This window comes from Kitasatospora putterlickiae (assembly GCF_039527695.1).
Classification (GTDB): domain Bacteria; phylum Actinomycetota; class Actinomycetes; order Streptomycetales; family Streptomycetaceae; genus Kitasatospora; species Kitasatospora putterlickiae.
The window spans coordinates 3,588-21,581 of record NZ_BAAAKJ010000244.1; the positions used below are offsets into that span (position 1 = coordinate 3,588).

Annotated in this window: 15 protein-coding genes; 1 reads left to right on the top strand and 14 read right to left on the bottom strand. The window is 74.2% G+C overall.

What is annotated here, in order from left to right; all coding sequences use genetic code 11:
- Window positions 1-50: 50 nt before the first annotated feature.
- The 14 genes from ABD308_RS24590 to ABD308_RS24655 form a co-directional block, all read right to left on the bottom strand.
- Window positions 51-1,304 carry a phenylacetate--CoA ligase family protein gene (locus tag ABD308_RS24590; protein WP_344338670.1) on the bottom strand — a complete coding sequence of 418 codons (1,254 nt, stop codon included), beginning with the start codon at window positions 1,302-1,304 and terminating at the stop codon, window positions 51-53.
- A 20-nt stretch (window positions 1,305-1,324) separates the two neighbouring features.
- The gene (locus tag ABD308_RS24595) at window positions 1,325-2,191 is read right to left on the bottom strand and encodes an SDR family NAD(P)-dependent oxidoreductase (RefSeq protein ID WP_344338672.1); all 867 of its coding nucleotides are present in this window, start codon (window positions 2,189-2,191) and stop codon (window positions 1,325-1,327) included.
- Entirely contained in the window at window positions 2,188-3,483 is a 1,296-nt protein-coding gene (locus ABD308_RS24600) for an MFS transporter (protein ID WP_344338674.1), read from the bottom strand. Before ABD308_RS24600 ends, ABD308_RS24595 begins: the two co-directional genes overlap by 4 nt.
- A complete protein-coding gene (locus ABD308_RS24605; protein ID WP_344338676.1) occupies window positions 3,480-4,739 on the bottom strand; it encodes a phenylacetate--CoA ligase family protein in 1,260 nt (419 codons plus the stop codon). Before ABD308_RS24605 ends, ABD308_RS24600 begins: the two co-directional genes overlap by 4 nt.
- On the bottom strand, window positions 4,736-5,764 hold the full coding sequence (locus ABD308_RS24610) for an ATP-grasp domain-containing protein (RefSeq protein WP_344338679.1): 1,029 nt from the start codon (window positions 5,762-5,764) through the stop codon (window positions 4,736-4,738). Before ABD308_RS24610 ends, ABD308_RS24605 begins: the two co-directional genes overlap by 4 nt.
- A complete protein-coding gene (locus ABD308_RS24615) occupies window positions 5,761-7,197 on the bottom strand; it encodes a KamA family radical SAM protein (protein ID WP_344338681.1) in 1,437 nt (478 codons plus the stop codon). Before ABD308_RS24615 ends, ABD308_RS24610 begins: the two co-directional genes overlap by 4 nt.
- A 6-nt stretch (window positions 7,198-7,203) precedes the next feature.
- Entirely contained in the window at window positions 7,204-8,940 is a 1,737-nt protein-coding gene (locus ABD308_RS24620) for a class I adenylate-forming enzyme family protein (RefSeq protein ID WP_344338683.1), read from the bottom strand.
- Between the two features lie 96 nt (window positions 8,941-9,036).
- A complete protein-coding gene (locus ABD308_RS24625) occupies window positions 9,037-10,410 on the bottom strand; it encodes a flavin monoamine oxidase family protein (RefSeq protein WP_344338685.1) in 1,374 nt (457 codons plus the stop codon).
- Window positions 10,407-10,640, bottom strand: coding sequence for a phosphopantetheine-binding protein (locus tag ABD308_RS24630; RefSeq protein ID WP_344338736.1), 234 nt, complete (start codon window positions 10,638-10,640; stop codon window positions 10,407-10,409). The genes ABD308_RS24625 and ABD308_RS24630 overlap by 4 nt, the downstream gene beginning before the upstream one ends.
- Before the next feature lie 111 nt (window positions 10,641-10,751).
- Window positions 10,752-12,278 (bottom strand): amino acid adenylation domain-containing protein, encoded by a 1,527-nt coding sequence (locus ABD308_RS24635; RefSeq protein WP_344338686.1) that lies wholly within the window; start codon window positions 12,276-12,278, stop codon window positions 10,752-10,754.
- A 434-nt stretch (window positions 12,279-12,712) separates the two neighbouring features.
- Complete coding sequence (locus tag ABD308_RS24640) at window positions 12,713-14,290, bottom strand: S41 family peptidase (protein ID WP_344338688.1); 1,578 nt, start codon at window positions 14,288-14,290, stop codon at window positions 12,713-12,715.
- Between the two features lie 7 nt (window positions 14,291-14,297).
- The gene (locus ABD308_RS24645) at window positions 14,298-15,884 is read right to left on the bottom strand and encodes an amidohydrolase family protein (RefSeq protein ID WP_344338690.1); all 1,587 of its coding nucleotides are present in this window, start codon (window positions 15,882-15,884) and stop codon (window positions 14,298-14,300) included.
- Window positions 15,884-16,654, bottom strand: a complete 771-nt coding sequence (locus ABD308_RS24650) for a uracil-DNA glycosylase family protein (RefSeq protein ID WP_344338693.1) — start codon at window positions 16,652-16,654, stop codon at window positions 15,884-15,886. The genes ABD308_RS24645 and ABD308_RS24650 overlap by 1 nt, the downstream gene beginning before the upstream one ends.
- Window positions 16,655-16,756: 102 nt before the next feature.
- Window positions 16,757-17,275, bottom strand: a complete 519-nt coding sequence (locus tag ABD308_RS24655) for a GNAT family N-acetyltransferase (RefSeq protein ID WP_344338695.1) — start codon at window positions 17,273-17,275, stop codon at window positions 16,757-16,759.
- 107 nt (window positions 17,276-17,382) lie between these two features.
- Here ABD308_RS24655 and ABD308_RS24660 point away from each other — a divergent pair, with 107 nt between their 5' ends.
- On the top strand, window positions 17,383-17,922 hold the full coding sequence (locus ABD308_RS24660; protein ID WP_344338696.1) for a hypothetical protein: 540 nt from the start codon (window positions 17,383-17,385) through the stop codon (window positions 17,920-17,922).
- Window positions 17,923-17,994: the final 72 nt, after the last annotated feature.

Genomic DNA, 17,994 nt, shown 5'->3' on the forward strand with positions numbered 1-17,994 from the left:
TCGCGGGCGGGGGCCGAGGTCCCCGCCCGCGAACCGGATCAGGTGCGGGCTCAGGCCGGCGGGCGCTCGTCGATGACCTGCTGGAGCTTGCCGGTGCGCGGGTTGGTGACCAGCTCGGAGCGCGGCACCCACTCCACCACCAGGTCGTGGATCACCCCGTCGGCCACGTAGTCCGGGTAGAGCGGGCGCGCCTTGTACACGGCCTCCACCAGCCGCTCGGCCAGGCCGGCCGGCGGTTCCTCGGTGAAGCCGAGGCGCAGCACCAGCCCGTCCTTGCCGTCCCAGCGCCGCTGCACCATCTGCATGCCGGAGATGATCTGATCCGGGTCGTGGGCGAGCAGGACGGCGCGGATCTCCTCGGTCGGCATCGCCACCGTGCCGACCCGGGCGCCCTCGGTGGCCCGGCCGACCAGGCGGAACCGTCCGCGCTCCACGTCGACCCATTCGGCGCGGTCGCCGGTCGGGTAGCGCAGGATCGGCATCAGGGTGCGGAACAGGTTGGTGACCACGACCCGGCCGGGCACCCCGGGTTCGGTGACCGGCTCGCCGGTGATGTCGTCGAGGAGCTCCACCACGGTCCGGTGGGGGAACGCCTCGTGCACCCGGACGTCGTCGCCGGGTACCGGCGCGCCGACCAGGCCGGCGTCCACCGAGGCGTAGCCGATCGAGGCGACGGCCGCGTTGGGGAACGCCCGGGAGAGGATCGGCCGCAGGTCGGCGAAGAGCAGGTCCCCGCCGAACAGCAGCAGTTCGATCCGCTCGGCGGGCCGGCCCTGCGTGACCAGGTGCTCGGCGACGGAGCTGAGCTTCATCGGCTCGCCGGCCAGCACGTCCACGCCGAAGTCGTGGATCAGGTCGGCCACGTACCCGTCGGGCGCCGCGCCGACCGGCAGCCGGACGTTGTCGACCGGCGCGTGGTGCAGGGCGTTCTCGATGTAGAGGAAGCCGCCGTACAGCTCGCCGGCGCAGAACAGGTTGGCGACCCGGTGGCCGGGCTTGAGGCCGGCCTGGACCAGGCCCGCGCCGAACGCGGTGACCGAGTCGGCGTGCTCGGTGCGCGTCCACGGGGAGAACTTGGGGACGCCGGTGGTGCCGCCGGTCTTGTAGACCCCGGCGTCCAGCAGCGGTCCGGTGAGCAGCCGGTTCTCCGGCCAGGAGTTGGCGGCCCAGAAGGCGGTCTGCTCGATCACCGGCAGCTCGGTGAGGTGCTCGACGCGCGGCGGCAGGTCCCGGTACAGCTCGGCGTAGAACGGCGAGTTGCGGCGGGCGAAGTCGACCAGCTCGGGCAGGGGTTTGGCGGGCATGCGGGGCTCCTGATGTGGCGTCAGTTCGGTTCGGTGTGGCCGATCCAGGTGCGGGCGAGGGTCTGGACGGCCGAGCCGTCCGGGTCGGCGAGCTTGTGGGCCAGGTGCTCGGCGGCCCAGGCGTTGGTGGGGACGCGGAACGCGGGCCGTTCGGCGCGCAGCGTGCGCACCACCACCTCGGCGACCTCGCGGGCCGGCTGTCCGGCGGCCTCCCAGCCCTGGCCGCCGACCCAGGCCAGGTAGTCGGCGAAGGTCGGCGCGTACGGGCCGGAGGCGGCCTCGATGGTGCGGCGGTCGATGTCCGGGAAGACCCCGAAGGCGGTGTCCGGTACGAAGCCGGGGACGACCACGGAGACCCGTACGCCGTGCGCGCCGGCCACCGGGGCCAGGCTCTCCATGAAGCCCTCGACGGCGAACTTGGCGGCGCAGTAGGCCTCGTTGAACGGCTGGCCGACCACGCCGTGCACGCTGCCGATGGTGACCAGTCGCCCGCCGGAGGCGCGCAGCCGCGGCAGCGCGGCGCGGCTGACGGCGATCACTCCGAAGAAGTTCACCTCCAGGTTCGCCCGCAGCGCGGCGTCGGTGGACATCTCCAGGGTGGGGTCGAAGTTGGAGACGCCGGCGTTGTTGACCACCGCGTCCAGCCGCCCGTACGCCGCGGCGACGCCGTCGACGCAGGCGGTGACGGACACGGGGTCGGTGACGTCGAGCGGGCGGACGTCCAGTGTCACGCCGGCCTGCTCGGCGGCCTTGAGCAGTGCCTCGGCGCGGGCCGGGTCGCGCAGCGTGGCCACCGTGGTGAACCCGGCGCGGGCGGCGGCCACCGCGGTGGCCAGGCCGATGCCGGAGGAGCAGCCGGTGATCAGCAGGACGCCGTCCGCCGTCATGACGCGCTCTCCGACAACTCCGGTGCCTCGTCGGCGGGTTGCCGCTTCTCCTCGCGGGCGGCGGCATCCAGCCGGGGCTGGATGCCGAGCGCGGGAAGGAACGAGCAGGCCGCCAGCAGCGTGCCGCCGGCCATCACCCAGCGCGCGGCGTCCCGGATGCCCAGCGGCCCGGTGAGCGCGGAGACGGCGAGGCCGCCGACCAGCGCGGCCAGCGGGATGACGCCCCAGGTGACGGTGCGGAACGCCGCGTGCATCACGCCCTGGTGCTCGGCGGACATCCGCGACTGGCGGGTGGGCGCGCTGCACACGTTGATGCAGGACATGAAGAAGCCGTAGCAGCCCATCGTCACCGCGATCACCGGCCCGGACGGCAGCGCGGGCGCGGCCAGCACGCCCAGCCCGACCAGGCAGTGCAGCAGCAGCGACCAGGCCAGCGTCCGGCCCAGGCCCAGGCGCGCGCTGATCCGCGGCGCGACCACGGCCCCGATCAGCGCGCCCACCGCGCCGACCGACATGGCCGCGCCGAGCACCCCGACCGACACGCCCAGGCCCCGGTAGGCGAGCACCGGCAGCACCGTGACGAAGATCGGCCCGCCGGAGTTGAGCGTGACGGCCGCCAGCACCACCCGGCGCAGCACCGGATCGGCCCAGTTCATCCGGAAGCCCGCCGTCAGCCGCTCCCAGACGGTGCCCTCGACGACGGCCCGCTCGCCCCACGGCGGCATGGCGCGGAAGCAGGCGGCGGAGACCAGGTAGCTGGCCGCGTCCACCAGCAGCGCGCCCACCCCGAGCGCGCTGTACAGGCCGGCGGCGATCGAGGGCCCGGCCACCTCGGAGACCGAGTTGCTGCCCTCCAGCCGGGAGTAGGCGCGCACCATCCGCTCCTCGGGCACCACGGCCGGGACGGCGATCAGGTAGCCGACGTTGAAGAAGATGGTCGCGCCGCTGATCACCGCGACGCAGCCGAACAGCAGCGCGGTGGAGAGGAAGTCCAGCCAGTACGCGAGCGGGATCACCAGGACGGCGGCCAGCCGCAGCAGGTCGCAGACCAGCATGGTCCGGCGGTTGTCCCAGCGGTCGACCAGCACGCCCGCGACCGGGCCCAGCAGCGGGATGCCGAGGTACTGGGCCATCGCCACCACGCCGACCTGGAGGGCGGAGGCGTGCAGCACGAAGATCATCAGGGTGGGGACGACGAACACGGTGATCCGGTCGCCGACCACGCTGACCGTCTGGCCGGCCCAGAACAGGTTGAAGCCGCGCCCCAGGTCCTCCGGACGCCGCGGCTTCACGAGGCCGCCCCGGGGGCCGGCGCGTCGGCCGCGGCCTCGCGGACCACGAGGGAGGCCGTCTTGCCGGTGCGGTCGTTGCTGACCAGCGCGTCCGTGACGCGGACCGTGACGTGCTCCGGGTCGTGCTGGAAGGCGGTGCTCAGCGTGAAGGTCCCGGAGAGCAGTTCGGCACGGAGCGCGGCCGCGTCCACCGCCGCCCCCGGGCCGGCCAGCAGCAGGACCTCCACGCCGGTGGCCCGGCCGCCGTCCTCGGTGACCACCACCTGCGCCCGGGAGACGCCCGGCTCGCGCTCCGCCCGGGCGACCAGCTCGTCCACGTGCAGGCCGAGGCCGCGCACCTGGACGACGTTGTCGCGCCGCCCCAGCACCCGGAACGACCGGCCCGGCCGCCCGCACGGGCAGTCGGCCAGCTCGCCCGCGTCGCCGGTGCGGTAGCGCAGCACCGGGTTCAGCATCTCGGGGTTGAGGGTGGTGAAGTCCAGCAGCCCGTCCGGGCCGGCGTGCACCAGCTGCTCGGGCAGCGGGTGGAAGGTGTCGGCGGGGCAGTCGGGGGTGTTGGTGCCGACCACCCAGGTCTCGGTGGAGCCGAACATGCCCCAGCGGCGGGCCTGCGGCGCGACGGCCGCGAGGTCCTCCTCCAGCTGCGGCTGCCAGGCCTCGCCGAGCCAGAGCACCTTCCGCAGGGCCGGCAGCTTGAGCCCGGCGGCGCGGGCGTGCGCGAACCACAGGCGCAGCACGCTCGGGGTGCCGCCGATCGCGGTGACGCCCCGGTCGGCGAGGAAGGCCAGCCAGTCCGGGTACTCCTCACGGGTGATCGAGCCGAGGGCGATCACCCGGCAGCCGGCCCGGTCGGCGAGCGCGGCGGCGAGGAAGTGCGCGCCCCACATCCGGCCGGCGCCCCAGGCGTTGGCGAACACGTCGTCGCGGTCCAGCGCCCGCCAGTGGGCGTGCACGCCGTCCATGTAGAAGCCGGTGGGCGCGTAGCCGACCTTGGGCGCGCCGGTGGAGCCGCCGCTCTGGAACAGCCAGGTGGCGGCGGTCTCGGAGCGCGGCTCCAGGTGGGCGAGGGCGGTGTTGAGGTCGTCCTTGAGCAGCGGAGGCAGGGCGGCCAGCTCGTCCAGGCCGCGGACCGGTCCGGGGTGGCCGGCGTAGCGGTCGGCGAACGCGGGCACCGTCCGCAGCAGCTCCAGGGTCCGTGCCGCGACGTGCAGGTGCGGCTCGGCCGCTTCGGGCGGCAGGGAGAAGGCGTCGGTCATCGGGTTTCCGATCGGGGGGTGGTGGGCGGGCGGTTCGCGAGCCACTTGGCGTGGGCGTCCCGGTAGGCGGTGAACCGGGCCCGGGTGATGTCCCGCTGCAGGGTGCGCCCCGGGTCGTCGAAGTCGGGGGCGATCACCCCGTCCGGCTCCAACTCCGAGAACCAGTACCGCTCGCCGTCGTACAGGAAGTCCACGCAGAAGAACGGGATCGCCAGCTTCTCGGCGAAGTACGCGGTGGCCTCGGCCAGTTCGGGCGGCACCGGCGGGAACTCCATCGTGCCGCCGCGGCTGGCGTTGGCCACCGGCGAGCCGGGTTCGGGCACCCGCCGCAGCGCCGCGTACGGCTTGCCGTCGATCACGTAGACGCGGTAGTCGACGGTGCCGTCGCCGAGGTAGGGCTGGGCGATCAGCGTGGTGTCGCCGCCCTGGGCGAGGCTGGCCAGGCCCCGGACGTCCTCCGGGCCGCGCGCCAGGTTGATCCCGCCGCCGCCGCACCAGCCGGCCGGCTTGACGATCGCCGGGTAGGTCAGGCCGTCGAGCGCCACCTCGTAGTGGTGCTTGGCGACGTCCCGGCCGGTGCCGATCCGGATCGACGGGATCGGCGGCACCGGCGAGCCGGCCAGGTGCAGCACGGTGGCCAGCTTGTCGTTGCCGATCAGCGAGACCTGCGGCGGGAACGGCAGGTAGAAGCCGGCCTGCTCCAGCACCGCGTACAGCGCGTACTGGTTGAAGACGTCCATCGACTGGTACGGCAGCGAGTAGAGCGCGGTGATGAACAGGGTGTCCTGCGGGGTGACCGGCTCCTCGTCGACGTACACCCGGGGGCGGGCGGGGTCGGTGGCGTCCACGGTGACCGCGTCCGGGGCGTGCCGGCACCAGGTCAGGCCCAGCTCCTCGGCCGTCTCGGCGTAGAGGTCCCAGAAGTAGTGGCGCCAGGTCGCGGTGGTCCGGGTGGACTCGCGGTCGGGGAAGATCCAGCACATCCGGCGCAGCGGGCCGGGGGCGTCTGGGGCGGCGGGGTTCACCGTGCTGCTCCTTCCTGGGGTGCGGGGTGCCCGGCCCGCTCGGCCCACCAGCGGCGGCCGGACTCGGGCAGGGTGTCCACCGGGTCGTAGTAGGGGCGGAGGCGGTCCAGCGCGTCGTGCCCGGCGGTGGCGGCGCCGGAGTCGCGGACCTCAAGGCCGGTGCGGTAGTTCTTCGTCCAGTACGAGATGCCGCGCTCGCGGTCGTAGGCCACCACCTGGTGCACCCAGCGCTTGCCGAGCCGCGGCACGTCGCAGACCAGGCGCGGGGTGGCGTAGCCGGGCAGGTAGCCCATGATCGCCTCCTGGAGGCGCTGGGCCTGGTGGAGGCTGGTGCGCCAGTGCTCGGCGTTGGGGATCATGTCGCAGAGGTAGAAGTAGTACGGCAGGATGTTGGCCTCGCCCTGGAGCGCGAAGCAGAGGTCCAGCAGGTCCTCGGGGGTGTCGTTGACCCGCCGCATCAGCACGCCCTGGTTGCGCACGTCCCGCACGCCCGCGTCGAGCAGCGCCCGGGCCGCCTCGGCGACCAGCGGGGTGACCGAGCGGACGTGGTTGGCGTGGGTGTGCACGGCGAGGTTGACGGCGCGGCGGGCGGCGATCGTGGCCACCCGCCGCACGCCCGCCAGGACCTTCGGCTGCAGCCAGTGCTGCGGCAGTCCGACCACCGCCTTGCTGGCGAGCCGGATGTCGCGCACCGACTCCAGCTCCAGCAGCCGGCGCAGGAACGACTCCAGCTGCGGCCAGGGGACGTTGGCGAGGTCGCCGCCGGAGACCACCACGTCGCGCACGCTCGGGGTGCGCTTGAGGTAGTCGAGCATCTGCTCCTGGCGGTGCTCCGGGCGCAGCGTCAGCCGGGTCTTGGCGACCTGCGGGGTGGAGGTGCCGACCAGGTCCATCCGGGTGCAGTGGCCGCAGTACTGCGGGCAGGTGGCGACCAGTTCGGCCAGCACCTTGGTGGGGTAGCGGTGGGTCAGTCCCTCGACCACCCACATCTCGGCCTCGTGCAGCGAGTCGCGCTCGGCCTTGGGGTGGCTGGGCCAGTGCGGCAGCCGGTCGGCGCGCACCGGCAGCATGTAGCGGCGCACCGGGTCGGCCAGGAACGCCGCCGTGAACGCCTCGGGGGTGGTCGGGGCGTGCGCGGCCATGGTGTTGAGCAGCTGCGGCGGCACCAGCAGCGGCATGGTGGCGAACTCGGCTTGGTCGGCGTCGAGTTGCTCGTAGACCTCGGAGGTCAGCAGGTCGCCGGCGACGGCCCGCAGCTGGCGGGTGTTCTTGACGCAGTGGGCGCGCTGCCACTGGGCGTCGCGCCACTGGGCCTCGGTCACGTCGCGCCAGCCCGGCAGCCGGCGCCAGTCCGGTTCCACCAGCGGGGTACGGACGTACTGGTAGGGCTGCGCCGGCGCGGGGTGCGCGGCGGCGTCGTGGTGGTCGTCCATCCGGGGCTACTGGCCGGTGAAGAGGGTGGCGAAGCGGGTGCGCAGTTCGCGCTTGAGCACCTTGCCGGTGGGCCCGAGCGGGAACTCCTCGGCCGTGCGGGCGATCCGGACGGCGGCGAGCGCGGCCAGGCCCGCCTCGGCGAGCGCCTTGTTGGCGGCCTCCAGCACGTCGGACTCCGTGGACTCCTCCGCGTCCCGCTGCACCTGGACGACGGCGATCGGCCGTTGGCCCTCACCGGCGGTGCCGGGCACGCCGACCACCGAGCAGTCCCGGACCAGTTCGGCGCAGTCCGCCAGCAGCACCTCCTCGATCGGCAGGCTGTAGACCGGGCCGGCCACGGTGTCGATGACGTCCACCGTCCGGTCCAGGTGGTAGAACCGGCCCTCGGCGTCGCGCCGGGCGACGTCCCCGGTCAGCCAGTACCCGGCCAGCTCGAAGCTCCGGGTCAGCCGCTCGTCGTTCCAGTAGCCCGGCGTGCGCGAGGGCGAGTCGACGGCCAGCAGCCCGACCGTGCCGTCCGGCACCTCGCCGCCGTCCTGGTCCAGCACGGCGGCCCGGCGCACCACCTCCAGCGGCCTGCCGACGCAGCGGTCGTCGCGGGCCGACTCCGGCGTGGTGACCTGGCCGAACAGCGCCATGCCCATCTCCGAGGAGCCCAGGCCGTCGACGAACTGCGAACCGGGCAGGGCGGGTTGCTCGGCGCGCTGCTGCGGCAGCAGCCAGGGCCGGATCAGCCCGGCCGGGCGCTCGCCGAGCCGGACCAGCCGCCGGATGTGCCCGTAGTGCGCGCTGTCGCCGGTGTTGAACCAGGAGTGCACCTTGGCGGCGCCCTTCACCGGCAGGTCCCCGGTGGCGAGTTCGACGAAGGTGCGCGGGAAGGAGGCGACCATGGTCGGCTGGAAGGCCTCCATCACCGGCTCGACCACCGAGCGGCGCCAGTCGGCCATCACCACGGTCGGCAGACCGAGCAGCGTGGCGGTGAGGAAGTAGCTCAGGCCTCCGGCGTGGGTGTGCGGCATCAGCGACATCAGCCGGTCGTAGGGCTCGGCCGGGAAGCGGACCATGCGGGGCTGCTTGCCGTCCCAGAACTGCCGGTGCGCCAGCATGGTGGACTTCGGCGTGCCGGTGGTGCCGGAGGAGTGGATCAGCGCGACCACGTCCTCGGGCGCGTGCCGGTACGGGTACGCGGCGGGCAGGGCGCCGGCGGCGTCCGCGTCGAAGGCCTGCACCTCGGCGGCGAGCGCCAGGAACCGGGGCCGGCGCCCCGGGTCCTGGCGGTAGGCGGCGGCGAGCCGGGTGGTGTCGTCGGCCACCACGCCGACCACGCCGACGTGGTGGAGGTAGCGGACCATCACGTCGTGCCGCATCGCGTCGTTGACCATGGCCGGGACGGCGCCCAGCGCGGTGAGCGCGAGGAAGTGCAGCAGCGGCTCCAGGCCCTCGGCGATCACCACGGCCACCGGCTCGCCGGGGCGCACCCCGTTGGCGTGGTACCAGGCGGCGTAGCGGTCGCGCAGCGCGGCCAGGTCGAGCAGGCTGTGGCCGCGCAGCACGACGGCGCCGCGGTGGTCGGTGTGGTGGCTGTAGGCGAACGGGACCGCGCGGTTGGGGTTCACGGCGATCGCGTGGTCGAGGAAGTCGCCCGCCCCGAGGCCGGGTTCGGCCATCAGCCGCTCGCGGGCGGCGAGCGGCGCGATCGGGGTGGGCGCGGTGGTGCTCAGGGAGGAACTCGGGTCGCTCATGGCGTCTCCTGAGAGGGGGGTGGCCCGCGGTTCTTGTGGAACGGGAGCACGGGCGTAGGGGAAGCGGTGCCGGTGGTGCCGGTGCCGGGCGGCGGGTCAGGCCGCGCCGTCGAGGATCTCCGCGACGACCCGGTGGCCGGAGCGGATCGCGCCCTCCAGCAGGCCGAAGAACTCGGTACTGGTCTCGGTGCCGGCCCAGTGCACCCGGCCGTGCGGCGCGGTCAGCGCCGGGCCGAGCCGCAGCCAGTCGCCCGGCCCGAACAGCGCCGCGTAACAGCCCTTGCTGTAGGGCTCGTTGACCCAGTCGGTGACGTGGAAGCCGACCGGTTCGGGGAGCATCGGGAAGAGCCGGGCGGCCTGCGCCACGGCGGCCTCGCGCTGCTCGCGCGGCCCGAGGGCGGCGTAGCGGTGGGCCTCGGCGCCGGTGACGAACCCGGTGAGCACGCCAGCCGTCGCGCCGGCCGGGGAGTCGTCCACCGTGGAGAGCAGCGGGCCCTCCGCGTTGACCGACCACCCGGAGAGGCCGTGCTCGCGCCAGACGGGTGACGGGTAGACCAGGTTGACCTTGACCGCGCAGCCGCGCCCGGTCCGCTCGCCCGCCCGGCGGGCCGGCGGCTCGGGACCCACGTCGAGGGCGTCGGCCAGCAGTGGCGGCAGCGCCACCACGGCGACGTCGGCCCGGTACGCCGCGCCGCCTTCGGTGTGCGCGGTGACGCCGTCGGCGTCCTGGGTGAGGGCCCGCACCGCCTCGCCGAGCCGGACGGCGCCGTGGTGCCGCCCGGCCAGCCGGGCGGCGAGCCGTTCGCAGAGCAGGTGCGCGCCGCCCGCGATCCGGTCCTGCTGGGCCCCGCCCTCGAAGGCGTTGAGGTAGCGCAGCCCGCCGCCGGAGCGCAGGTAGAAGGCCATGTGCAGGACCGAGACGTCCGCCGGGTCGGCGGCCATCATCTCGCCCAGGAACAGCGGGAAGAACAGCCGGGCGTCCGGGTGGGTGAGGGTGCGCTCGGCCCACTCGGCGGCGGTGAGGGTGTCCAGCCTGGCGGCGTCCGGGGTGAGCCAGGGCGCCTCCGGCCGGACGGCGGCGGTGAGTTCGGCGAGGTGGTCGAAGAGTTCGCCGAGCGCCACCGCGTTCAGCGGCGGGAACCGGCCGTCCCGGGTGGCGTGTTCGCCGTCCGCGCCGCCGTCGCCGCCGAGCGCGAAGCGGCTCGCGCCGAGCATCGTGGTCGGGGCGGTGTGGAGGTCCAGCTCCTTGATGAGGTCCAGGAGTTCGGTGTGGCGTGCGCCGAGGTAGGCGGCGCCCGCGTCGACCCAGGCGCCGGGGGCGACCTCGATCCCGCGGGTGCGCCCGCCGACCCGCTCGCGGGCCTCCAGCACGGTGACGTCCAGTCCGCGGGCCGCCAGCCCCTCGGCGGCGGTCAGTCCCGCGAGTCCGGCGCCGACGACGACGGCGGATCGTGCTCCGCCGCCGCTCATGTGGCGGCCGCGATCAGCTGGACGAGGCCGGCCGGCGTGGGCGCGAGCACGAAGTCCTCGAAGGACAGCTCGACGCCGTACGTCCGGGCGAGGGCGCTCAGCACGCGGGTGGCGATGAGGGAGTCGCCGCCCAGGAGGAAGAAGTCCGAGTCCGCTCCGACGTCGTCCGTCTCCAGGACGCGGCGGAAGATCGCCGTCACGCCTTCGGTGTCGGCGGGGGTGGTGTCCACACTGCTCAACGAGCTCTCCTTGACCTTCGGGTGTCCGGTGCCGCCGGGACGGCACCGGGTGAGGGTTCGGCCGTTCGTCCGCGCGGGCCCGGGCGCGTGAGGGTGGTCGCGTTACGGGTGGGCGGGTGCGGCCGCGGGCGGCGCCGCGTGGCGGCGGTGCGAGGCGGCCCGGTCGATCTTGCCGCTCGCGGTGAGCACCAGCTCGGGCACCACGGTGATCCGGCTGGGCACCAGGTGGCCGGGTACCCGGTCCCGCAGGTACGCGCGGACCTCGGCGTCCAGCGATCCGGCCGCCGCCCCGGCGCGCGGGACCAGGTAGGCGACCAGCGCGGAGCGGCCGGCGACGGTCGCCCCCGTCACCGCCACCGCGTGCACGCCCGGGTGGCCGCCGATGTGCGCCTCCACCTCGGCCGGGTCGACCCGGATCCCGCGCACCTTCAACTCGCCGTCCAGCCGCCCCTGGTGGGTCAGTACGCCGTCCGGCGCGCGGCTCACCCGGTCGCCGGTGCGGAACCAGCGCTCGCCCTCGGCGTCCTCGGTGAAGCGGGCCGCGGTGGCCTCCGGCAGGCCGAGGTAGCCGAGCGCCACGGCGGGCCCGCCGATCAGCAACTCGCCTCGCTCGTCGATCCGTTCACGCACATGGGGCAGCGCCCGGCCGATCGGCACCCGGTCTCCGGCCGCCCACGCCCGCTCCCGGGCGGCGCCCGACGGCCCGTGCAGGTCGACGGCGTGGGTGATCAGCGTGGTCTCGGTGGAGCCGTAGGTGTTGAGCAGCCGGATCCGCCCGGTGTCGAGGGCGGCCCAGTCGGCGATCCGTGCCGGGTTGGCCGCCTCGCCGCCGATCACCACCAGCCGGACGCGCCCGGGCAGGGTGACGCCCTCCTCGGTGAGGTGGAGGACCAGTTCGTGCCAGAAGGCGGTGGGCAGGTCGAGCACGGTGATCCGCTCGCGCTCGATCATCCGCAGGAAGCGCGGGAACGACCCGCTGTGGGCCTCGCGGTCGAGGACGAGCGCGGCGCCGGTGGTGAGCGTCGGCAGGATCTCCTCGAAGCAGGTGTCCCAGTTCAGCGAGGCGAACTGCAGCACCCGGTCCTCGGGGGTGAGGCCGAACAGGGTGCGCAGCGAGTCGACGGTGGCGGAGATCGCCCGTCGCGGTGTGACGACGGGTTTCGGCTGCCCGGTCGAACCCGACGTGAAGAGCAGATAGGCCGGCTGTTCCGGCTCGGGCCGCCGCCGGGGGCCGTCCCCGTGGCTGTCGGCTAATCGCGGTAACCCGACCGGTTCGAGGCCGAGTTCGGGGTCGGTGCCGACGCCCGTCCGGCATCCGGCCGCCGTGAGCATCTCCCGCCGCCGTTGTGGCGGGAACGCCGGGTCGACCGGGCAGTAGGCCCCGCCGGCGGCCAGGACGCCGAGCAGCCCGACGACGGTGTCCGGCACATGCGTCGCCGGAACCGCCACCACGCCCGGCGCGGCGCCGAGCCGTTCGGCCAAACTCCGTGCCAATAGGTCCAGTTGGCGATAGCTGAGGTGTTGTCCGTGATGGACGATCGCCGGTCGCCCGGGATATCGGCGCACGGTTTCCGTGAACGCGTCAATCAAGTCGGACGTGGCCCCGTGGATGTTGCGGTTATTTGTCATGCCCGCCCCAAAGAATGCCGGTGCGAGCACGTGTTCGGTGCTCGGCGGACCGGGACTCTACCCGCCGGGGATGCGGAGCCACAATGGCTGTTGGGGATGTCGCTCCAAGGACGTGTGCTTGACATGTGAACGGGGCTGGGTCCACCTGGGCGGGCTTCTGTGGTCCGAGTGACTGCGGAAGGTGTCCGTGTGCTCACGGACCGTCCCGCGCCGGCGGATTCCTCTCACGGGGGAGATCGCACACCATCCAACTCCGTCGCCGTTTCCGGCTGTTCGGCGATCGCGGCGGTCGATCCGTTGGTGCTTCGCCCCGGAAAAGCGCGGTCGGTCGGACGTTGTCGCTGCTCGTGGCCGCATAAGCCCAACCACGGGAACCTGCCAGGAAATTGACGCCGAAAAACGGCCGGAATGGTCGATCGGACGTCAACGGATCGTCAGTACAGCAGGGCCGCGGCCGCCGCCAGCAGGTCCTGGTTGTGGCCGAGCACATCGCGCCGGGTCAGCCGGTGCAGCGGGTCCGCCGCCACGCCGAAGTCCTCCAGCGGCACGCCGGTGTTGCCCCCGGCCCGGGTGGCGCGGCGCAGAGCGACCCGGAAGCCCGCGCCGCGCGGCAGCGGGTCCAGCAGCTCGGGCAGCCAGACGGCCAGCAGTTCGTACGTCCACACGTTGGCGCCGCCCGCGCCGGTGGCCCCGGCGGTCCCGAGCACCGGGCCGAGCCCGTTGTCCGCGAAGCCGGCGGCGAAGATGTCGGCGGCCGAGTAGGTGAGCGCGTCGACGATCAGCACCTTGGGCCCCGGGTAGTGCGGCAGCCCGTCGGCGACCGCGTCCGGATCGGTGAGCGGGAACGCCTGCGAGTACGGCTCGCCGGTCTCCACCGCGTCGCGGATCGACGGCGCCCACGGCCGGAAGGCCGGGTTGGCGCGGGCCAGCGCGAGCGTGGCGCGGGTGGTCGGCAGCGAGAACCGGACCGGGTCGACCGGGCCGTCGCTCAGCACCCGCAGGGCGGCCTCGGAGGCCAGGATGTTGCCGCCCGGATTGCCGCGGAGGTCGACGATCAGCCCCTCTGGCGGCGCGTTCGCCGCGAGCGCCGCCACCTGCTCGGCGAACCGCCGCGCGCTCGCCACGTTGAACGAGTAGATCCGCAGGTAACCGTACGGGTGCCGGCCGCGCGTCCGGCGGTAGGAGAGCACGTCCCGGGGCGCCCGCGCGGCCGAACGGCGGGCCGGGGCCGGCGCGAACAGCGCGCGCTTGGCCTGGCGGGCGGCCTCGTTGCCGGCGTCGATGCCGAGGTGGGTGCCGAGCGTGGGCACCGGGTCCTGGTTGCGTCCCCGGTTCCGGTCGGCGGCGCGCACCCGCCACGGCACCCGGGTCTCGCGCAGCCGGCCGCCGGGGGTGCGGTAGGAGAGCAGCACCCAGCGCTCGTCGGGCGGGGGAGCGGTGCGCAGCGGGCGCAGCGTCAGCGCCTCCAGCCCGCGGGCCAGGCGCGCGTCGGGGCTGCAGCCCGCCTGCGCGGCCGTGCCGCGCTCGATGGCGCGCTCGACCGGGACGCCGTTCCACAGCTCCAGTTCCACCCCGGCGTCGAAGTCCCCGTGCTTGAGGGCGTCGTCGATCCGGGAGACCAGGTAGTGCGGCGTGCCGTCCGGGTCGTGGTAGGCCTCCACCAGGAAGCCGAGCACGGCGACCCGCCCCCGGTACGGGTCGGGGAGCTGGTAGACGGTGTGCAGATCGCGCAGGTCCCGGAAGACGGCGGCGAGTTCGGCGTGGAACTGGAGTTCGCTGAGGGCGGGCACCCGGCGCTCCAGCAGGCGCAGGCGCTGCACCGGGTCGGTGGCGTAGCGGGCCCGTTTGAGCGGCAGGTGGACGTACAGCTCCTCGACGGTGATCCGGGCGGCGGCGACCAGCCGGTAGCGGTCGGCGAGCGGCAGCGGGTCGGCGGCGGCCCGGGCCATGAAGGCGTCGAGCCCGATGGAGTCCGGCAGGGCGTGGGCGGGGGCGCTGTAGCGGGGGCTCACGGGTGGCTCACGGGTAGCGGGCCCTGAGGCGTTGCAGCTCCGGGATCCCGCTGCGGTCCACGGCGGCGAGGAACGCGGCGTCGTGGGTCAGCGCGTCCGGCTCCGGGATGACCAGGCCGGGCGGGACGTCGTCGGTGCCGGCCAGGGCCGCGGCCTCGCCCTCGGGCATGTCGCCGAAGAGGGCGAGCGGCGCGTCGGGGTCGTCGAGCGGGCCGCCCCACGCCGCCAGCGCGTCCTGGGCGTCGCGGAACGCGGCCTGCGGGTCCTGGCGGACCTTGTCCAGTGCCCGCTTGACGGCGGGCCAGTCCGGCGCCCCGCCGTCCGCCCCGTTCAGCGCCACCCGGCGGCGCAGCCCGGGCGCCGGCTGGATGGCGCTGGTCGCGGTCGCCCCGGCGGCGGTCATCAGCGGCTGCGTGCCGTAGCGCGGCCGGCCGCGGGTGACCACCAGCAGGACGTGGCGCTCGGTGGCGTCGATGAGCGCGCGGTAGACGTCCTTGCCGGGCTGCTGACGGTCCAGCACCAGCAGGTCGGCGGCGCTGCCGGCCTCCAGCCGCCCCACCTGCGGCCCCCAGGCGGTCGCCAGCGCGTCGCCGGGGTTGGCGGTGACCAGGTCGCACAGCGCCCGGTCGTCGAAGTGGCCGCCCAGTTCGTGGCTGTTGAGGCCGTCGGCGACCTTCAGCTCGCCCAGTACGTGCTTGGTGCCCGACGGCGACCAGTCGGAGCCGAGCGCGATCCGCAGCCCCCGCGCGGCCGCCGCGACCACGTCCGTCGTCTCCCGGTAGAGCCAGAGGTTGGAGAACGGCGACCACACCACGGTGCCCCGCTCGGCCGGGTCGATCGCCGTCACGGCGCCCTGCCAGGCGGCGAACTCGGCGTCCGTGAGCGCGGTGCCGTGCACGCAGACCAGGCCCGGCTTCAGGCACGGCGCGAGGTCGGCGAACTCGCGGTGGACGCGCGACACCGGCTTCGCCGGGTCCGGCTCGGCGGCGCGCCGCCCCTCCGCGACGTGGTAGATCAGCACCCGGGTGCCGTCGAGCTTGTCCGCCGTCTCGTTGCGCAGCACCTCGGCGTCCTGCTGGAGCGCGGCGGTCAGCACCATGTCCCGTCCCGCCGGCAGCTTCTCGACGTCGACGATCCGCAGCAGCCCGCCGTCGATCGGGCGGGTCGAGCGCGGCACGCCCTGGACCGACGTGGTGCCGCCGACCAGCGCCTTCACCTCGACGTACGTGAGCAGCGCCGCCGGCGCGGCCTGGCCGAGCACCTTGGCGGGCCAGGTGACGGTGGTCGCGTAGTCGGGCGCGTCGTCCTCGTCCACCCAGCGGTCGTGGTGCAGGTACGGGACGCCGACCGCCTCCCAGAGCGGCAGCGTGTGGTACTGCAGGTGGCCGTGCAGGTCGATCAGGCCGGGCAGCACCAGCGCGCCGGTGGCGGTGAGGTCGACGACCGGGGCGGCGGCGAACCCGGCGGGCGCCGGCTGCCCGGCCGGCTGCACCGCGTCCAGCCGGCCGTCGTCGCCGACGTACACCGCGCCGGGGTCGAGGATCCGGTGTCCGGCGTCGAAGGTGACGACGGTGCCGCGCAGGACGAGGGCCATCAGTCCGGCGCCTTCCAGAGTAGCGTGTGACCGTCGTCCGGCGCGGGCCGGCTCACCGAGTTCGGATGCCCGGTGCCCTTGGCGCGGACCCAGGCGTCGTCGCCCAGGAACGCCGGCACGCCGAACGGCAGGTCGCGCCGGGGGATCGGGCGGTAGTCGGACTCCTCGAAGACCTCGCCGTAGTTGGGGCCGGTGTTGTCGCCGTCCTCGTCGGCGTCGATGACGGCCCGCAGCGTGGTGACGGCGGAGCGCCAGCCGTTCACCAGCGCCACCGGGTCGTGGCTCGACGGGTGCGGCACCTTGGCCAGCACGGCCTGCTGCGGCCGGTCGTCCCAGAGCCGCACCGCCTCCTGCGCCATGAACCCCATGGCCACCACGGCCTGCAGCGCGGGGCCGACCGCCTTGCCGAACACCTCGTTGCGCCACTTGAGTTGGGCGGTGTCGTCGAGCCGGTCCTTCATCTCCTCGGCGCTCGACGGGTGCACCGCGTACGCCCACGCGTTGAGGCAGACGTAGGACCGGGTCAGCCCCAGCTTGCCGAGGAACCCCTGCACCCGCTGCCCGGCGTCGCCCACGAGGGTGCGCCCGGCGATCCGCTCGGTCGCCCCCGGATCCGAGGCCACCACCAGTAACCGCGCCGAGCCGTCCAGCCGCCCCCGGTAGAAGATCGGCCCCCAGTCGAACCAGAACGCCTGCTCATCGGGCGGATCGGGTACCCGCGAGAAGAGCTCCGCGAACGCGTCCGTCGGCCCCCGGTCGAACTCGGCCATCGCTCACCACCTCCTCAGCGGCGGCCCCCGGCCACTGTGGTGTCCCTCCCAATGCACCACACCACCCCCGTCCCCGCAAACGGTCCGGGGCCCGGCCGCCGCTCAGCCCTGGTCGAACCGCTCGGAGCAGGGGTCCAGGGCCCAGTGGTTGGTGCGCAGGAGCCGGTCGGCGAAGGGGGTGTCCCGCTCGCCGAGGAGGCGGAAGCCCAGGGTGCGGCAGATGCCGTTGGACGGGGCGTTGGTCGTCGCGGGGAACGCGTGCACGAGGCCCCACCGGCCGTCCGCGCGGGCCAGGTCCAGCACCGCGCGGACGGCCCGCTTGCCGAGCCCGCGGCCCTGGAACTCCGGCAGGACCATCCACCCGATCTCGGAGATCCGCCCGTCGCCGTCACCGTGCGTCCACAGGGTGACGGTGCCCGCGACCACGTCGGGCGCCGTCCCGTCCGGCACGATCATCTTGGTCCAGTCGTCGTCCGCAGCCGCCCGCCGGACGTCGCGCGCGACCTTCGCCGCCATTCCCTCCCGGGGCAGCGGGCCGCCCAACTCGGCCATCATGAGCGGGTCGCAGCGCATCCGGACATAGGCGTCAACATCGCCGTACCCGACATCGCGGAGCAGCATCCGTGATCTCCCTTCACTCCTGAACACGTGTGTGTGCGCCCGATCATGGCCGGTTTCCCGAAGGCGGGGAAGACGGGCCGGGGGGCGGGTGCCTACGCTGGGCGACCATGTCTATCCCCGCCTCCGCGATGAGGCGTGTGCGCCTCATCGCCGCACTGACGTTGTTCCTCGGCCTGTTCGGCTTCGGTGGGCAGGCCTTCGCCGCGGACGAGCCCTCCTCGCCGCACTTCGCCCTGAGCGTCGACGATACGACGCTCACGCCGGGCCAGGTCGGCACCTTGTCCGTGACCTTCACCAATCGGCAGGCCACTCCGGTGACCTTCCTCTACACGACGGTGTACGCCTCCGAGACGGGCTCGGCGGCGCACCGGGAGTTCACCGGGTGCACGGGCGCCAGCTGGTGCGAGGTGTCCGCCCCGGCCGTCCGCTTCAATCTGGTCTCACCGGCGGTTCCCATCGCTCCCGGGGACAGCCGCACCGTGACACTGCCCTTCCGCTTCACCCCGGACTCGGACTGCACCGCGGGGGGCACCGTTGGCTTCAGCATCTACTACTTCTACTACGAGTACGCCCAGGGCACCTACCAGGGCGGCCAGTTCACCTTCCCGCCCGTCGACGGCAACCTCGTCTGCCCGCCCACGCCGTAGCGCCGACCCCGTCCACGCCCTCCCGGCGTGGGTCGGCGCCTACGTGGAGGCGGTGGCGGAGTTCACCCAGAC